Origin of the sequence: Microcoleus sp. Aus8_D2 (assembly GCF_036702665.1) — a bacterium.
GTDB lineage: Bacteria > Cyanobacteriota > Cyanobacteriia > Cyanobacteriales > Microcoleaceae > Microcoleus.
Window position 1 is genome coordinate 48,463 of record NZ_JAUBUN010000018.1, and the last position, 15,317, is coordinate 63,779.

16 protein-coding genes and 1 pseudogene are annotated in these 15,317 nt (G+C 45.5%); 6 read left to right on the forward strand and 11 right to left on the reverse strand.

What is annotated here, in order from left to right:
• Nucleotides 1–420: 420 nt before the first annotated feature.
• Both QUB64_RS16080 and QUB64_RS16085 read right to left on the reverse strand, forming a co-directional pair.
• A complete protein-coding gene (locus QUB64_RS16080; RefSeq protein ID WP_333271772.1) occupies nt 421–990 on the reverse strand; it encodes a PIN domain-containing protein in 570 nt (189 codons plus the stop codon).
• Nucleotides 991–993: 3 nt separating this feature from the next.
• Nucleotides 994–1,464, reverse strand: a complete 471-nt coding sequence (locus tag QUB64_RS16085; RefSeq protein ID WP_333271769.1) for a helix-turn-helix domain-containing protein — start codon at nt 1,462–1,464, stop codon at nt 994–996.
• A gap of 90 nt (nt 1,465–1,554) precedes the next feature.
• Here QUB64_RS16085 and QUB64_RS16090 point away from each other — a divergent pair, with 90 nt between their 5' ends.
• A complete protein-coding gene (locus QUB64_RS16090; protein ID WP_333271766.1) occupies nt 1,555–1,689 on the forward strand; it encodes a hypothetical protein in 135 nt (44 codons plus the stop codon).
• 99 nt (nt 1,690–1,788) lie between these two features.
• Nucleotides 1,789–2,169: a hypothetical protein gene (locus QUB64_RS16095; RefSeq protein WP_333271763.1), complete on the forward strand. Its 381-nt coding sequence runs from the start codon at nt 1,789–1,791 to the stop codon at nt 2,167–2,169.
• Nucleotides 2,170–2,248: 79 nt separating this feature from the next.
• On the opposite strand, the gene QUB64_RS16100 is transcribed toward QUB64_RS16095, so the two are convergent.
• The 4 genes from QUB64_RS16100 to QUB64_RS16115 all read right to left on the reverse strand — a co-directional run bounded on the left by QUB64_RS16100 (nt 2,249) and on the right by QUB64_RS16115 (nt 5,165).
• A complete protein-coding gene (locus tag QUB64_RS16100; RefSeq protein ID WP_333271761.1) occupies nt 2,249–2,830 on the reverse strand; it encodes an NADPH-dependent FMN reductase in 582 nt (193 codons plus the stop codon).
• Between the two features lie 37 nt (nt 2,831–2,867).
• Entirely contained in the window at nt 2,868–3,749 is an 882-nt protein-coding gene (locus tag QUB64_RS16105; RefSeq protein ID WP_333271758.1) for a ChaN family lipoprotein, read from the reverse strand.
• Between the two features lie 677 nt (nt 3,750–4,426).
• Nucleotides 4,427–4,789 carry a cupin domain-containing protein gene (locus QUB64_RS16110; RefSeq protein ID WP_333271756.1) on the reverse strand — a complete coding sequence of 121 codons (363 nt, stop codon included), beginning with the start codon at nt 4,787–4,789 and terminating at the stop codon, nt 4,427–4,429.
• A 100-nt stretch (nt 4,790–4,889) separates the two neighbouring features.
• Complete coding sequence (locus tag QUB64_RS16115) at nt 4,890–5,165, reverse strand: hypothetical protein (protein ID WP_333271754.1); 276 nt, start codon at nt 5,163–5,165, stop codon at nt 4,890–4,892.
• Nucleotides 5,166–5,329: 164 nt separating this feature from the next.
• On the opposite strand from QUB64_RS16115, the gene QUB64_RS16120 reads away from it, so the two are divergent.
• The 4 genes and pseudogenes from QUB64_RS16120 (at nt 5,330) to QUB64_RS16135 (ending at nt 9,221) form a co-directional block, all read left to right on the forward strand.
• Complete coding sequence (locus QUB64_RS16120; RefSeq protein WP_333271752.1) at nt 5,330–5,968, forward strand: peroxiredoxin; 639 nt, start codon at nt 5,330–5,332, stop codon at nt 5,966–5,968.
• 280 nt (nt 5,969–6,248) lie between these two features.
• Nucleotides 6,249–6,834, forward strand: a pseudogene (locus QUB64_RS16125) (Uma2 family endonuclease).
• A gap of 63 nt (nt 6,835–6,897) precedes the next feature.
• Nucleotides 6,898–7,872 carry a cysteine synthase A gene (locus QUB64_RS16130; RefSeq protein ID WP_333271750.1) on the forward strand — a complete coding sequence of 325 codons (975 nt, stop codon included), beginning with the start codon at nt 6,898–6,900 and terminating at the stop codon, nt 7,870–7,872.
• Nucleotides 7,873–8,921: 1,049 nt separating this feature from the next.
• Nucleotides 8,922–9,221 (forward strand): (2Fe-2S) ferredoxin domain-containing protein, encoded by a 300-nt coding sequence (locus QUB64_RS16135; RefSeq protein ID WP_333271747.1) that lies wholly within the window; start codon nt 8,922–8,924, stop codon nt 9,219–9,221.
• Nucleotides 9,222–9,234: 13 nt separating this feature from the next.
• Here QUB64_RS16135 and QUB64_RS16140 read toward each other — a convergent pair whose 3' ends face one another.
• The 5 genes from QUB64_RS16140 to QUB64_RS16160 all read right to left on the reverse strand — a co-directional run bounded on the left by QUB64_RS16140 (nt 9,235) and on the right by QUB64_RS16160 (nt 15,200).
• Complete coding sequence (locus QUB64_RS16140; protein WP_333271744.1) at nt 9,235–10,470, reverse strand: hypothetical protein; 1,236 nt, start codon at nt 10,468–10,470, stop codon at nt 9,235–9,237.
• A 171-nt stretch (nt 10,471–10,641) separates the two neighbouring features.
• Nucleotides 10,642–10,932: an HNH endonuclease gene (locus QUB64_RS16145; RefSeq protein WP_333271742.1), complete on the reverse strand. Its 291-nt coding sequence runs from the start codon at nt 10,930–10,932 to the stop codon at nt 10,642–10,644.
• Between the two features lie 225 nt (nt 10,933–11,157).
• On the reverse strand, nt 11,158–11,784 hold the full coding sequence (locus QUB64_RS16150) for a cytochrome c oxidase subunit 3 (RefSeq protein WP_333271739.1): 627 nt from the start codon (nt 11,782–11,784) through the stop codon (nt 11,158–11,160).
• A gap of 395 nt (nt 11,785–12,179) precedes the next feature.
• Nucleotides 12,180–13,991 carry a cytochrome c oxidase subunit I gene (ctaD, locus tag QUB64_RS16155; RefSeq protein WP_333271736.1) on the reverse strand — a complete coding sequence of 604 codons (1,812 nt, stop codon included), beginning with the start codon at nt 13,989–13,991 and terminating at the stop codon, nt 12,180–12,182.
• Nucleotides 13,992–14,198: 207 nt separating this feature from the next.
• The gene (locus QUB64_RS16160; RefSeq protein WP_333271733.1) at nt 14,199–15,200 is read right to left on the reverse strand and encodes a cytochrome c oxidase subunit II; all 1,002 of its coding nucleotides are present in this window, start codon (nt 15,198–15,200) and stop codon (nt 14,199–14,201) included.
• Nucleotides 15,201–15,317: the final 117 nt, after the last annotated feature.

Consider the following 15,317-nt stretch of genomic DNA (forward strand, 5'->3'; position numbering starts at 1 on the left):
AGGACTTTAGTCCGCTCTTTCATAAGGACTGAAGTCCTCACTACGAACCTATGTTATCTTAGTTGAGGGATAATCAGATTGGTTTGTAGTAAGGACTTTAGTCCGCTCTTTCATAAGGACTGAAGTCCTCACTACGAACCTATATTATCGTAGTTGAGCGATCGCACAAATCATACAATTATTAAATAAAACTGCATGGCAGGTGTGAGGGAGGAGTCTCCCGCGCCTGCCATACTGTTTGTAACAAGTATAACCGACCGATGACCGATGGTTAAATTATGCTTGCTCTTGTCTGTGAGTGCCAATGTGCGATCGGGTGGTTTTCTTTTAGGTCGATCGGGTGATGCGGTAGTGGTACAATTTGTTGTATGTTCAGGATTGGCTATTTTTTGTATAAAAGAAATTTAAGAGGCGATCGGACTAATCAACATAACACAATTCTCGCATCCGAGTTGCTGAGAGTGGCAGTCCCAATTCTACCAGCGTTTCCAAATACTCGTCAGGCGTTTTCGGTGGATTTTTGAGCCTGATTCTTTGTTTCTCGGCCGCTTTGCAGACTGTTTGCCAGTCGGTCTCAAGCAAGTCTAAAATAAAATCATCTGGATGCTGCGCTAAAATGCCGTAAGGTGCAAGAGCTTGCTCAGGAAAATCTCTGAGATTGAAAGTAATAATAAACTTAGAACTAGACCAAATTGCAGCAGCGAGGACATGGCGATCTCCCGGATCGGGAAGTTCTAACTCTTGTATAATTGTCTCATAACCTTGCACCAAGCAATCTTTAACATTTGCATTCATTAATCTTTTCGTTCGACCAAGCTGTTCAAAGCTTATATCGGGACGGTTGATAAGTACATTTCTCATCCACTCCTCGTGAATTTCTTCACTCCAACGCGCCTCAACTATGTCGGTAGTTGCCAACTCTACAAATAAGTCACGCAGAGATGCCGAATACAAAACATTTGCATCGTAAACAACAGTTAAATTTGCCATGCTTTAATGGTACAAACCTAGTGCTTCTGATTCAGCTACAAGCTCATCCATAATTTTAATGCTTTCTTCGTAACTCCGTTTCTTATAATCCATTAAATCTTCATAACGTATCCGGCGACTGTTCCTGACTATCTGGTAAGGAATTTTTCCAGAATCCATCAACTCCCGCACATATTTATCGGAAACTCGCAAAATGTCTGCGGCTTGATAAATATGGAGTTCTTTCGTAATAGGAGTCAGCTTGACAGTATTGCCGCTACTTGTCTGTTGCAAAATCGCTAACAGCAGCGGTAATGCTGCGGCTGGGATGTCAATTGTTTTCCCCTCTTTTTCATCTAATATCAACTTCAGGGATTCGCCAGAGGGATGATTTTCTAAGTGAGATTCTAAAGCGCGACTGCTGGTTTTAGCAACCGCTGCTTCTTCGGCTGTCGGTAAAACAGGTGCTGAGGTTGGATCTCCGGTGAATGTCATGTTAAGAAGGGGGTGAGAATAACAGGCAATCAACTATGATTGTAGCAATTTTAGGACGCGATCGCCCAAATCAACCAAGGATGTTAACCTGTGGCATACAGCGACTTTACAACTTTAGCGAAAGTTAGAGAAGCTTTTAATTTAACGGTAGAAGAACCTTTAGATTTGTTTGGTGGTATCCCGGAGGTACAGCCAAGTTCCTATTTACAAACTACTTTAACTTAAAACCTATCTTTAGCTACCGCAATTAATACCGAAAAGGCTCGCGCCGAGTTAATTATTGCCCCTATTTTACTGGAAGTCAGGCGCCAATTTAATTTTCAAGTGGGTTTTTTCTCAGGTTCAGAATTCAATGTAGATGTAGAAGCAGGTTTGAATGGCTATTGCGATTATATTCTCACTGCATCTAAGGATTCCTATGAAATTCGCGCCCCCGTTATCACTCTCACAGAGGCTAAGAATGAAAGTATTAAATCCGGCTTAGGTCAATGTATTGCAGAAATGGTAGCCGCCCAATTATTTAATCAGCGCAGCGGAGAGCAAATTGCCAGCATTTATGGTGCTGTTACTACAGGTACTGATTGGAAGTTTCTTAAGTTGACTGACTGTACAGTTTATATTGACAAGCGAGACTTTTTTATTAATGAAGTTAGTCGGATTTTGGGAGTTTTAATGATGCCATTTCAAGGATTTTATTCTAGATAAAAAATCTCAGATTTTTGACCTAAACAAATAGTAGGGACACAACAATGTTGTGTCCCTACTGCACAATCAATTTATCGGCTCACGCCATTAATTTCGACAGCACATTAGACAATTTAGCGCCGAGATTCTCAACCGACTCCTGCTGTTTGGGATCTTTCATCGTACCGTCAGCATTAAACGCTTGAAAAGCTTGAGAAATTGCTTTCTGATCTGGCAGCACAAATACGTTAATATTACCCAAGATCGATCGCAAATGCACCAATCCCCGCAAACCGCCCAATCCGCCTGGGGAAGCGCTCATAATTACCGCTACTTTGTCAGTAAATGCCACCAATCCCGGTTCTCCCGGTGCTGGGCGCGATACCCAGTCGATCGCATTTTTCAACACAGCCGTAACCGAACTGTTATACTCGGGGGAAGCAATCAAAAACCCGTCATGAGCTACCATCAATTCCTTCAACTTCCGGGCATTTTCTGGCATTCCCTCTTTGGCTTCCAAATCTTCGTCAAATAGCGGCAGCGGTAAATCGCGCAAATCTAGATAAGTAACTTCGGCGCCCGCCGCCCTAGCCCCAGCCGCCGCAACTTTTACCAGCAGTTTGTTGTAAGATGCTTCCCGGGTACTTCCGGCAAATGCAAGTATTTTTGGTCTGTTGGTCATTAACTTTTTCCGATTATTGCTTGCGAGTATAATTATACTATTCCGAGTGCTGCCAAACAAAGTCAGCCATGGGTTTCTCTGCTGACAAAGGAGTGTCTGCGGGGGAACGAAATAAAACAGAGCGCATTTTTACCTTCCCGACTCCCAAGCGCCTCTCGACGCGGCTGGGAATGCCGTAACCGAACATAATATGCCCTTTCCCCGCCAACACGACAACTTGATAGTCGGGGTTAGCTTTGACAAATTCAGCGATGCTTTCGGCCATAGTTTCGTCCCACAAAACTTGGGCTTGCAAAAATCTTTCAAAGGCTGTACTATTTCCCAAGGCTGCTTTTTGGTGCTGTTGGAAAACTTCGAGCAGCATTTGCCGGTATTCGGCGTTGTCGGTGCGAATTTCCGAAATTGGCGGAATATACTTTTTGTCCTCTGCTGTGAGGCTTTCTAAACCTTGAGAGGCAACTTTTCTCGTTACTTCCGATGGTGTATTTAAGGCGAGGACTGGTAGTTGTTTTTCTTTGGCAAACCGCAAAAATGGGGCGTAATATTCCCAGGGAAAGCGCCACCTGCGATCGTACTCTGTTTGCTCGACTAATTGCTCTTCTGTGAGTTTACCAGCTAAGTAGTTGTCGATCGCACTTTGGAACGGACGCTGAAACATCTCCATCGCGATCGCAATTTTACCATTTTGCCACTGCATTTTTCGAACAATCTTCAGTTGAGCTTGGTGGTCTGCCGCGCTATCGTGGGTTTCTCCCAGATACACGACTTTCGCCTTCACCAACTGTTGCAGAATCTCTTGATTAGTATAAGTCTGCTGCGGTTGAGGCTTCGCGATCGGTTCCGCTGTCACGATACTGCTACACAGCAGGAAAATGCTCAGCGATAAGGCGCAGAGTTTGATGAGTTTGGTTGTTTTCATAAACATATTATCGGTGTTTCTCGCAGCAGCCACAGCCGAGCTCTACTATTTTAGCCGCCCATTCAGAAAGCTCGATGCTTCATTTAACTTCACAATTCCTCCTCAATATCTCTACCCATAGAAGATTGTCTTCCGTCTTCCTAATGACGGCAAAACTAATGGGTAATCGGTAATCAATCATGGGTAATCGGGAATTCTATCCGTTACATCCGCTACACAATCCGCTGCCGAACTTCCGACCTTTGTAAAGTTTAGTTACAGGTACTTGCGCTACTAAAAGAAGGTGGTAAATTAATAATATGAAGCAAACAAAAAGCTTCTCCGACAGATACAACATCTAAATCCAACAGCGAAGTTCAAAATACAATCAAAGGAGTAAAAACGCTGTTTAATCTCAGATCTGTCCCATCAAAAAACAATAGCAGCACCCACCAACAAAGCTGATACTTCCCCAACTAATAAGAGGGGAGCAATGCAACTGAATCTGAGGATTTATTGCAACTCCGCATCGAAGTTGAAAAAAGAGGAAATCACTCGGTACATATGGCTGGGTGCTGTTGTTGTTAACAGTAATTTATGGCGGTTGAGGGTGTTTTGAGAGGTGGAGGCAGAGCCTCTAGATAGGCATTACCAGGCAGAGCCTGGTAAGGAGAAACAGCAAAATTACTAAAAAATTGTTACTGAAAAATTGTCTCGTCTTCCTTTCGCCACGCCGGATCGACGATACAAATAAATATTAGCGGTGCTTCGCCGCAGTTGTAAATAAACTGCTTGGCGTTTGGCGGAATGTAAACTGCATCTCCTGTTTCGACGAATTGAGTTTCGCTGTCGATGTGCATTTCGCCAACGCCACTGATAATGTAGTAAACTTCTGAAGTTGTTAGTGAGTGCAGCGCCGAAGTTTCTCCCGGCGGCAAAGTGGCGTGGGCTAAACTGTAACGCAACTCGACAGTTTGTTTGTCTGGATGCAGCAATTCTCGCCGTTGAGTACCGTCGCCAGCAATAAACTCGTCGCAGCCATTTAGCTTCTGAACTAGCATTCTTTCTACACTCCTGAAAATCTCTCGCTCAAAACTTAATTTTAATTGAAAGAGCCAGAAATGTTAAGAAATATATCAAGCTGCGCTCGCTCGCAGTTTTTTAACCGTAAGTGCCGGAATGCGATCGATAATCGGGACAGTCGATCGCATCTTCAGATAGAGCTATTCTAGGTTGAACGGGACACTTGAGGTGGTAGTCGCCGGTGAAAAACACGCAGTTAGCACAAGGAATTTGGTGCATCCGCTGAGCTCTGTGCATTGAGTCGCCGACAGCACGCCCGATACTCGAACACAGCAACAAAACTAAACCCCAGGCACAGACAAAACACACGGGAACTAAAACAGGCTGTATTGTCTTCAGCAAAAAGTAAAGCATAGCAAGAAAATTTAGCGGTAGGAATAGACCGCACATAGCTTAGAGTAACCCAATTGGCGGGCGATCGACCAAAAAGTTTAGAATCATTTACAGCGCGATCGAGAAACCGGGCAATTATGGGATGATAGAGAACCGTCGTTAAATAAAATTAGAGGAAACCAGTTATGTCACTGCGATTAGGCGATACAGTTCCCAACTTTACCCAAGCCTCGTCGGAAGGCGAAATCAATTTCTACGACTGGGCTGGCGATAGCTGGGTCGTGTTATTTTCCCACCCGAAGGACTATACTCCAGTGTGCACCACCGAACTCGGTGCAGTGGCCCGTCTCAAGTCTGAATTTGACAAGCGGGGCGTCAAAACCATCGCCCTCAGCGTCGATGATGTGGATTCTCACATGGGCTGGATTAAAGATATTGAGGAAACTCAAAAAGTTACTCTCAATTATCCAATTTTAGCAGATGGCGATCGTAAAGTTTCCGATATTTACGATATGATCCATCCTAACTCGCTCAATAACTTAACAATTCGCACAGTTTTTGTGATTGACCCCGACAAGAAACTGCGTTTGAGCATTACGTATCCGGCGAGCACTGGTCGGAACTTTGGGGAAATTTTGCGAGTAATTGATTCTTTGCAATTGACGGACAAATACAGCGTTGCGACTCCGGTTGATTGGCAAGACGGTGACGATTGCGTTATCGTACCATCGATTACCGACCCCGCCGAGTTAGCAGAGAAATTTCCGAAAGGTTACACACCAGTTAAGCCTTATTTGCGGATGACTCCTCAACCAAATAAATAGGTATAACCGACAAACAAGTTCGTAGTGAGGACTTTAGTCCTTCAAGTTCGTAGTGAGGACTTTAGTCCTTCTTCAGGTTCGTAGTGAGGACTTTAGTCCTTCTTCAGGTTCGTAGTGAGGACTTTAGTCCTTCTTCAGGTTCGTAGTGAGGACTTTAGTCCTTCTTCAGGTTCAATCATTCGGGCTTCAGTCCTTCTTGATTTTTGAGGACTGAAGTCCTCACTACAAACAAATACATGGTGCAATCTTGTCTGAATATTTAGATTTGAGGAAAGGCAAAATGCCGTCATCTCCGATCGTATTGCGAATGCTGCCAAAATTACAATTAACAGACGACGAGTTCTTTGATTTTTGTCAAATCAATCGGAACTTGCGAATTGAACGCAACCAGAGAGGAGAAATACTATTGCTGACTCTCGTTGGCGGAATCAGCAGCAACCGCAATGCTATTTTAACTGGAGAGCTTGGCATTTGGACAGAGGAAGACGGAACTGGCGTTGGCTTTGCTTCTTGTACGGGATTTACTTTATCGATCGGCTCCGTGCGATCGCAGCCACGCTTCTTGGATTAAACTAGAAAGGTGGAATGCTTTATCAAAAGCACAGCAAGAAAAATTTGCCCCAATTTGCCCTGACTTTGTAGTTGAACTCAGACCAGATTTTGAGGACTTAGAGCCGCTGCAATCAAAAATGCAAGAATATATGAGAGAACCAGAAGTGCGGCTGGGCTGGTTAATTGACCGCAAAAATCGCCGAGTCTACATCTACCGTCCCGGTTTACCAGAGGAATGTTTGGGAAATCCCGCTACAGTCAGCGGCGACCCAGTTTTACCGGGATTTGTGCTAAACACGAGCAAAATTTGGTAAACTGTTAGCACGAAATATCAAAGTTATTGTCAGAATTATATAGTATAGAAACAATCAAAAAATATGGATATCAAAAACGGCTTTATAGGTACAATCGGCAACACGCCACTGATTCGATTAAACAGCTTCAGCGATGAAACCGGCTGCGAAATTCTCGGGAAAGCAGAGTTTCTCAATCCCGGCGGTTCCGTCAAAGACAGGGCCGCCCTTTATATCATCAAAGATGCAGAAGAAAAAGGCTTACTGAAACCGGGCGGCACCGTTGTTGAAGGGACTGCCGGCAATACGGGCATCGGTTTAGCGCACATTTGCAATGCTAAAGGTTACAAATGTTTGATTGTGATTCCCGATACCCAATCTCAAGAAAAAATCGATGCTTTGAAAACCTTGGGCGCGGAAGTTCGGACAGTTCCCGCTGTTCCTTACAAAGACCCGAATAATTATGTCAAACTGTCGGGAAGATTGGCTGCGGAAATGGAGAATGCCGTTTGGGCAAATCAGTTTGACAATTTAGCCAATCGCCAAGCTCATTTCGAGACAACCGGCCCGGAAATTTGGGAACAAACCGACGGTAAAATTGATGCTTGGGTGGCGGCGACGGGTACGGGCGGCACTTTTGCGGGTGTAGCAATGTTTTTGAAATCAAAAAATCCCGCGATTAAAGCTGTTTTAGCCGACCCGATGGGTAGCGGACTTTACAGTTATTTCAAAACAGGGGAAATTAAGACTGAAGGTAGTTCGATTACTGAGGGAATTGGTACCAGTCGCGTCACTGGAAATATGGAGAATGCCCCGGTAGATGATGCTATCCAAATTGATGATACTGAAGCTGTCCGCGTGGTTTACCAACTGCTGAGGAAAGAAGGCCTGTTTATGGGGGGTTCTGTGGGGATTAATGTGGGGGCTGCTGTGGCTTTGGCGAAGCAAATGGGGCCGGGACATACGATGGTGACGGTACTCTGCGACGGTGGAGCTCGCTATCAGTCGCGTTTGTTCGATCGCCAATGGTTGGCATCAAAAGGTTTATCATCAGATTAGCAGCCGCGTTGCACACGTGTATCGAGATCGGTCTGGCGTAGTCAAACAATCCCGAAAACGGTTATTGATGTAGTTCGATCGCCAATGGTTGGCATCAAAAGGTTTATCATCAGATTAGCAGCCGCGTTGCACACGTGTATCGAGATCGGTCTGGCGTCGTGAAACAATCCCGAAAACGGTTATTGATGTAGTTCGATCGCCAATGGTTGGCATCAAAAGGTTTATCATCAGATTAGTAGCCGCGTTGCACACGTGTATCGAGATCGGTCTGGCGTAGTCAAACAATCCCGAAAACGCTTGTAGCGCCGACAAGATTGTCTGGCGTCACAAATTATCTGGAAAATATCTGCGTCTATCAGTGTTTATCTGAAGAGCATCTGCGGTTAGCCGATTCATCAAATATTTATTTAGTTCGATCGCCAATGGTTAGCATCAAAAGGTTTATCATCAGATTAGCAGCCGCGTTGCACACGTGTATCGAGATCGGTCTGGCGTAGTCAAACAATCCCGAAAACGGTTATTGATGTAGTTCGATCGCCAATGGTTAGCCTCAAAAGGTTTATCATCAGATTAGTAGCCGCGTTGCACACGTGTATCGAGATCGGTCTGGCGTAGTCAAACAATCCCGAAAACGGTTATTGATGTAGTTCGATCGCCAATGGTTAGCATCAAAAGGTTTATCATCAGATTAGCAGCCGCGTTGCACACGTGTATCGAAATCAGTCTGGCGTCGGTGAAACAATCCCGAAAACGCTTGTAGCGCCGACAAGACTGTCTGGCGTCACAAATTATTTGGAAAATATCTGCGTCTATCAGTGTTTATCTGAAGAGCATCTGCGGTTAGCCGATTCATCAAATATTGATGTAGTTCGATCGCCAATGGTTAGCATCAAAAGGTTTATCATCACATTAATCATGATGTGTGGGATGGGCTTTGAGCAGCGTCCAAAATCTGCATTGACTCTCTGACTACTTTGGGTATATATGGCCGCACCTATTCCCATTCTACAAAAATAGCACACATTCAGCAGAGTGTCAAGCAAAAAAACATGAAAATTATCGAATCTTCTAGGCGAGTTCTTGTTTGCCAAAACCGCACTTGTCGGAAGCAAAATGCAGCCAAGGTAATGACAGCTTTTCAGAAATTGTCCGGTGCAGAAGTAGAAGTTGTTGCTAGCAGTTGTTTGGGACAGTGCGGTAGCGGGCCGATGGTGTTGGTGCTACCAGAAGAAGTTTGGTACAGCGGTGTTTCTGCTGAAGAAGTGCCGGCAATCACCGAGCAACATTTGCGGGGCGGAAAGCCGATAGAGGCGATGCTTTACCGCAAGTTTCACGGGCTTTCGCGGTAGCCATAACGGGTGTTTAAGCAAATTCTTCCGCAAACAGCCGGCGGAGGATTTCGGTAACTTCGGCGGCGACTCTGGCGTCAAGTTCTATGGCTTTGCGATCGCCACTGCTGGAACCGTCTAAAACTTTTTCAGCCCGCAAAGTCATGGCTAAAGTTCTGAGTTTAGCAGGCTTTCGGGTCGCTTTCGGGCGATCGTCCACAAAGCGCACTAAAGCCACATAAACTGTTTCTATCGTTCCCCTCCTGGAACTGACTCCATAACCCAATTTTGAGATAATTACCGGAGAAGAGATGAGGCTATCCATACCCAAAGTTTTGATTGCTTCATCCGCGTATCGAGCGGTGTCATATCCCATTGCTCTGACAATGGTTTCTAAGCTGCTCCACTGAGAGCCTTTCATGCGCGATCGCTGTTCGATGTGGAAGTGCCATCCTAACATTGAAATCAGCCTGGTCAAGTCATAAGCAGATACGGAATTATTTTGTTGGGGGCTGTTTTCTGCGGCACTTAGCAGCACTTTTTTTTTGCTGAGATCGAATATTTTTGGGTTGTTGAGATAAGGGATTTCGCCGTAATCGCTGTGAAAAGTTAGGTCGTTATTGCCAGTAGTTTGCTTCAGCCATTGCTCTATTCCTGTGCGAGTATCGAAGCGTTTGAACATCGCGGCTAAGGAATTTGAACTTGCTATATTTTCAGTATAGCTAATCATGTCTTTCGCTAACTCGTAAAAATAAATATCCTCTTTTTGCCCGTATCCATCTCTAACAACGCAGTTCTCTATGTCGCAGTCGGGATATTGAGTATTTAGTTGACTGACGATATTCAGGAGCGGGATAATTTTAGTGGCGCTCCAAAACTCACCTTTGGTAAGTGCGTTTTTTCCCAGCCACTGCGCCTGGATTTTGCCACCGACAAAAGTGCCAATGCAAACGCAGGCTTGTTTGATGTCTTCGTGGAGAAAGTTTAAGGCTTGAGGATTAATTTGAGGTAGTTCTCCGAGGCTGGGAAAAAGGCTAAGTTTGAGGGCGCTATTGGATGCGGGAATGTCGCTAATTACTTTTAAGCCGTCGGGTTTTTGTTTGAGATAATCGGGATAGTTCTGAATTTGTTTTTGGTAAGGGGAATTTTTAATTCCTCGGTCTAAAAAGGCTAGTTTTTCTGAGTTAGCATTGGCATCTATTTCGGTTTGGAGGTAGTTTTTGAAGATGCGCGCTCGGTCTTTTGCGAGTTCGAGTGAGGTGAGGTTCATGTGAATAGTTACTAGGTTGTTGCGAATAATTAAATAACTATACCACAATAATAAAATTAGTTTGATCGTTCGGAATGCGAGTCCTTCATGAATGCGGACTCGCATTCCGAACGATCAAACCTCTAGAACTATGTATCTGAGTGCGAGTTTTGCGATTCACGCTCGGGATAGCTACGCTTCACGCGCTTTTTTGCCGCGTACTTGAATGCGTTTGTCGGTTTTTTGTTTCTTAACCCAAGAGATAAATTTCTGGAGTTGAGGGTCATTTTTGAGCTTTTCTAGGGTGTTGAGCTCTTGGGCGAGGTGTTTGTTGTCGAAGAGAGAGTGAATCTGGCGGTGACAAGCTGAACAAATATCGATCGTCTGGCTGGGATCTTCGTTTTTCCGCTTGGTGTTTTGTTTGGGGATGAGGTGGTGGGCGGTTAATGCTTCCATTTGTCGATCGCACAATTCGCACTGCATAATTTTCTCAATGCTGGTGGATGGGAGAATTGCTTCTTTTATTTTAGCGTAATTTAGGGCAGAGTTTGTAGTGAGGACTTTAGTTCTCTAATTTATGCGGACTAAAGTCCTCACTACAAACGGTCAAGAACACTTCGCAAACAATAAAAAACCCCCTACAGGGGGCGTCTTAAGTTCTGGTGGGACAGGCCGAAAAGCCTGTCCGCTAAGTAAAAAAGCCTACGCTCAAAGCACGTACAGCAGCACAAATAAAACAATCCAAATCACATCGACAAAGTGCCAGTAAATCTCAGTCGCTTCGATGCCAAAGTGGTGTTCGCTAGAATAGTGACCGGCAACGCGCGATCGCCAAACGACCCCTGCCATCAGCAGCACTCCAAACGTCACGTGCAAACCGTGAAAAGCAGTCAAAACGTAAAAGCAACTGGCATACAAATTAGTAGTCAAGCCAAACTCTAAATGAGTGTATTCGTAAACTTGACCGCACAAGAAAACCGCGCCCATAGCGATAGTCACGAGCAACCAATTTCGCATACCCGTCGCATCATTCTTTTTGATAGCAGCATCCGCATTGTGAATCACAAAACTACTAGCAATCAGAATCACCGTGTTAATTCCCGGCAGCAATAACTCGCGATCGGGTGTACCTTCAGGCGGCCACATCGGGGCCATCGCCCGATAAATCAAATACGCGGCAAACATACCCATAAATATCATGCCTTCAGATCCCAAGAACACAAGTACGCCTAACATTCTGTGGTCGGGATGCTCTTCGCCGTGGGCTTCTATTTCGGCGCTGTGGTGGTAATTTAGAGCTGTTTTTTCTGGATTGATCGCTGGAATTTGTTGCATAATAAATTGCTAGTTGGTAAGGGAAAGTTCGGCAACGGATTCTGTAACGGATTTAACGGATTTCGGGAAGAGGGAAGAAGTCCGAGGGAAGAGGAAATTAGTGCCAACAATTGCCTGAAAATCTTTGTATCTATCGTTTATAGCGGAGTCTCGATCCCCCTCGCATCCCCCTGGTTGTAGGGGGACTTTGAGTGTGTCCGGTTCCTGCCTTCTCAAGGGGAGCTTTGAGTGCTTCTTGTCCCCCCCTTCTTAAGGGGGGCGCCGGGGGGATCGAGAGCTCGATCGTCAGACAGCATATCGGTACTACGTTTGACCTGTTTGTTGACAACTGACTAATGACAACTGACTAATGACAACTGACTAATGACTAATGACTAATCACTAATCACTAATGACTAATTGCCATCTTGACTTTCATCAGCAGCAGAATTAATGTCTATCTCTGATTCAGGCTCGACCAAAGTTGCAGTACCGCCAAAGAAAGTGGAAGCTTGAGCCTCCGCGAGCGGAATACCGCGTTTCTGGCCGCTGGCGCTGGCGATCGCATTTTCCCTCAACTTCAGCCTGAGACGTTCGCCAGTGTTCTGAATTTTTTCCATACCGTAATCGTAAGGCCCGGTTGCCAATACTGGTATTCCTTCAAAATTTTCGATCGGCGGTGGCGAAGTTGTCATCCATTCCAAACTTAAAGCTTGCCAAGGATTGTCACCTGCTTTCGGGCCGTACCTCCAGCTCCAAATCACGTTAATGATAAACGGGATTGTCGAGACTGCCAGCATATAAGCGCCGATCGTGCAAATGACATTAATTGTCGTAAATTTCGGGTCGTACATTGCCACCCGCCGGGGCATTCCTTGCATCCCCAAAGCGTGCATCGGCAAGAAAGTTACAGTAAAGCCCACATAGGTTAAAACAAAGTGAACTCTACCCCAAAATTCGTTAAGCATCCGCCCCGTCATTTTGGGGAACCAGTGGTAAAAAGCAGCGTAAATTCCAAACACTGAGCCGCCAAACAGCACGTAGTGTAAGTGAGCGACGATAAAATAAGTATCGTGAACGTGAATGTCGAAAGGTACGGAAGCTACCATGATCCCGGTGATGCCGCCGAGGAGGAATGTTGAGATAAAACCCATCCCAAATAACATCGCACTCACTAGGCGGAGTTTGCCGCCCCAAATAGTTGCCAACCAGCTAAATATTTTGATCCCTGTGGGTACGGCGATGATCATAGTTGTGATCATGAAAAACATCCGCAGCCAGCCGGGAGTGCCGCTGGTAAACATATGGTGCGCCCACACGATTAAGCCCAAAAAGCTGATGGCAAGACTGGAATAGGCGATCGCCAAATAACCAAAAATTGGCTTGCGCGAGTGCACTGGCAAAACTTCTGAAATCACCCCGAAAAAGGGCATGATCATAATGTAAACTGCCGGGTGCGAATAAAACCAGAATAAATGTTGGTAGACAATGGGGTCGCCGTTACCTGTGGGGTTAAAAAATGCCGTTCCTGCTAACAAGTCAAAGGACAGCAAAATTAATGCTGCTGCTAACACTGGAGTAGCAATTAAAGTCAGCGCTGAAGTCGCAATCATCGCCCAGCAAAACAAGGGCATTTCATTGAGACTCATGCTCGGAACCCGCATCGTAAAGATGGTAACGGCAAAATTCACCGCCCCCAAAATCGAAGAAGTTCCCAGGAACAAAACGCTGAGAATCCAAATTTCTTCCCCCATTTGAGCAGTAACTAAGCTCAAAGGCGGATAGGAAGTCCAACCCGCTTGCGGAGCTCCGACAAAAAAACTGCTCAACAGCAACACGCCGGCTACGGGAATCATCCAAAATGCCAGGGCATTTAGGCGGGGAAATGCCATGTCTTTTGCCCCAATCATTAAGGGGATCAAAAAGTTAGCAAATCCGGCGCCTGCGGGTACGATCCACAGGAAGATCATCACCGTGGCGTGAACAGTAAATAAACTGTTGTAGAGGTCGGGGCTGACAAAATCGGAGTCGGGGGTGGCGAGTTCGGTTCGCACTATCGTTGCCATCACTCCGCCGATTAGATAGAAACAAAAAGTTGTAACTAGGTATTGAATACCGATAACTTTGTGGTCGGTATTAAAAGTGAAGTAGTCTCGCCAATGTCTGTCGGCCGGCGCTGTTCCGCGAGCCTCTATGTTGGCAGTTTCTTGGAACTGTGCTTGTGTCATAACAACAAAATAAAGGCTTCCTATTTCGCCGTAAAAACTTCAATCCTAGTTTGTAGTAAGGACTTCAGTCCTTTCAATCCTCGGGAGCCGGACTAAAGTCCTTACTACGAACTTTTTTGTAGTAGTAATGATTTTAGTCATTGAAATCTTGGGGAGCCGGACTAAAGTCCTTACTACGAACCTTTTAGATGAAGGTAGGGACTATTTTTAGTGATGAGTTGGGTGAAGTTGTTCTAGGGTTTTGGCATTAATTTTTATTTCCCTGACGTAGGGAGCTAAAAATTCCCCATCGGACAACTTATCGGGATTGACGGCAACTGCTTGCTCTAGGTTTTGAGTGCTAGCAACTTGCTGTTCTTTGATCCAACTATCGAAGTCTTCGGGCGTGTGAACGACTGCTACAGCTTTCATCGCTCCGTGATACGCGCCGCACAATTCTGCACAAACAACTCGGTATTCGCCGACTTTATTTGCTGTAAATCTCAGTTCGCTCGGCCGCCCGGGAATTGCGTCTTGTTTGAGGCGAAATTCCGGCAGCCAAAATGCGTGCAGCACGTCTTGAGCTGCGATATTTAGCTGCACGTCGCGGTTGGCTGGCATATGCAGTTCGCCGGAACTAACGCCGCTTTCTGGATAGCTAAAAATCCAGGCGTATTGCAAACCCATCACATTTACAACTAAGTCTGGTGCTTTCTCTTCATTTTCTGGGGAAGCGCCGACGCCTAGAGCAATCCGTTTATCTGAGGGAATTTGAGGGGCTTTTTGGGGTGTATCTGACAGGGTGGCTGCGATCGCACTTCCGCGCATTTTAGATTGCGATTGCATCGTGCCGTGGTCGTGATTGCCCATCGGATCGAGGCCTCCCATTGAGTTGTAAATCTCAAAGCTGTAGACTCCGATTCCTAAAATAATCACCGCTGGCAAGGCTGTCCATAGAATTTCTAAGGGAAAGTTATCGTGCCACGGTGGCCCGTCTGTGTTGTCTCCTTGACGGCGGCGGTATTTAATTGCAGCAACGATCAGCACTCCATGAACCATGATAAATAGTCCAATGGAAATGGTCATCATTGTGTTGAAGAGTCCGTCTATTTGGGCTGCTTCATCTGAGGCGGCGATCGGCATTAAACCGTGATTCTGCCCGTACCAGAGACTGATCAGAGTCACTCCGATGCCGGCGAGCATGGTGAGGATGGAACTTGGAATGTTCACGCTGGTACCTTGTAGTAGCGACACTTCTTCGCTTGAACAATTAGGGAAGCGCCTCTGGGTTGTCAATTTTTTATTGTAAGTTGACATTTTGAGGGCAATCCCTATCTTAAGGCTTAC

What these genes read in the sequence shown, in the direction of transcription:
- QUB64_RS16080 (WP_333271772.1), bottom strand. Translation starts at nt 990, where the DNA reads ATGGCAAATTTAACTGTTGTTTACGATGCAAATGTTTTGTATTCGGCA.
- QUB64_RS16085 (WP_333271769.1), bottom strand. Translation starts at nt 1,464, where the DNA reads ATGACATTCACCGGAGATCCAACCTCAGCACCTGTTTTACCGACAGCC.
- QUB64_RS16100 (WP_333271761.1), bottom strand. Translation starts at nt 2,830, where the DNA reads ATGACCAACAGACCAAAAATACTTGCATTTGCCGGAAGTACCCGGGAA.
- QUB64_RS16105 (WP_333271758.1), bottom strand. Translation starts at nt 3,749, where the DNA reads ATGAAAACAACCAAACTCATCAAACTCTGCGCCTTATCGCTGAGCATT.
- QUB64_RS16110 (WP_333271756.1), bottom strand. Translation starts at nt 4,789, where the DNA reads ATGCTAGTTCAGAAGCTAAATGGCTGCGACGAGTTTATTGCTGGCGAC.
- QUB64_RS16115 (WP_333271754.1), bottom strand. Translation starts at nt 5,165, where the DNA reads ATGCTTTACTTTTTGCTGAAGACAATACAGCCTGTTTTAGTTCCCGTG.
- QUB64_RS16120 (WP_333271752.1), top strand. Translation starts at nt 5,330, where the DNA reads ATGTCACTGCGATTAGGCGATACAGTTCCCAACTTTACCCAAGCCTCG.
- QUB64_RS16130 (WP_333271750.1), top strand. Translation starts at nt 6,898, where the DNA reads ATGGATATCAAAAACGGCTTTATAGGTACAATCGGCAACACGCCACTG.
- QUB64_RS16135 (WP_333271747.1), top strand. Translation starts at nt 8,922, where the DNA reads ATGAAAATTATCGAATCTTCTAGGCGAGTTCTTGTTTGCCAAAACCGC.
- QUB64_RS16140 (WP_333271744.1), bottom strand. Translation starts at nt 10,470, where the DNA reads ATGAACCTCACCTCACTCGAACTCGCAAAAGACCGAGCGCGCATCTTC.
- QUB64_RS16145 (WP_333271742.1), bottom strand. Translation starts at nt 10,932, where the DNA reads ATGCAGTGCGAATTGTGCGATCGACAAATGGAAGCATTAACCGCCCAC.
- QUB64_RS16150 (WP_333271739.1), bottom strand. Translation starts at nt 11,784, where the DNA reads ATGCAACAAATTCCAGCGATCAATCCAGAAAAAACAGCTCTAAATTAC.
- ctaD (WP_333271736.1), bottom strand. Translation starts at nt 13,991, where the DNA reads ATGACACAAGCACAGTTCCAAGAAACTGCCAACATAGAGGCTCGCGGA.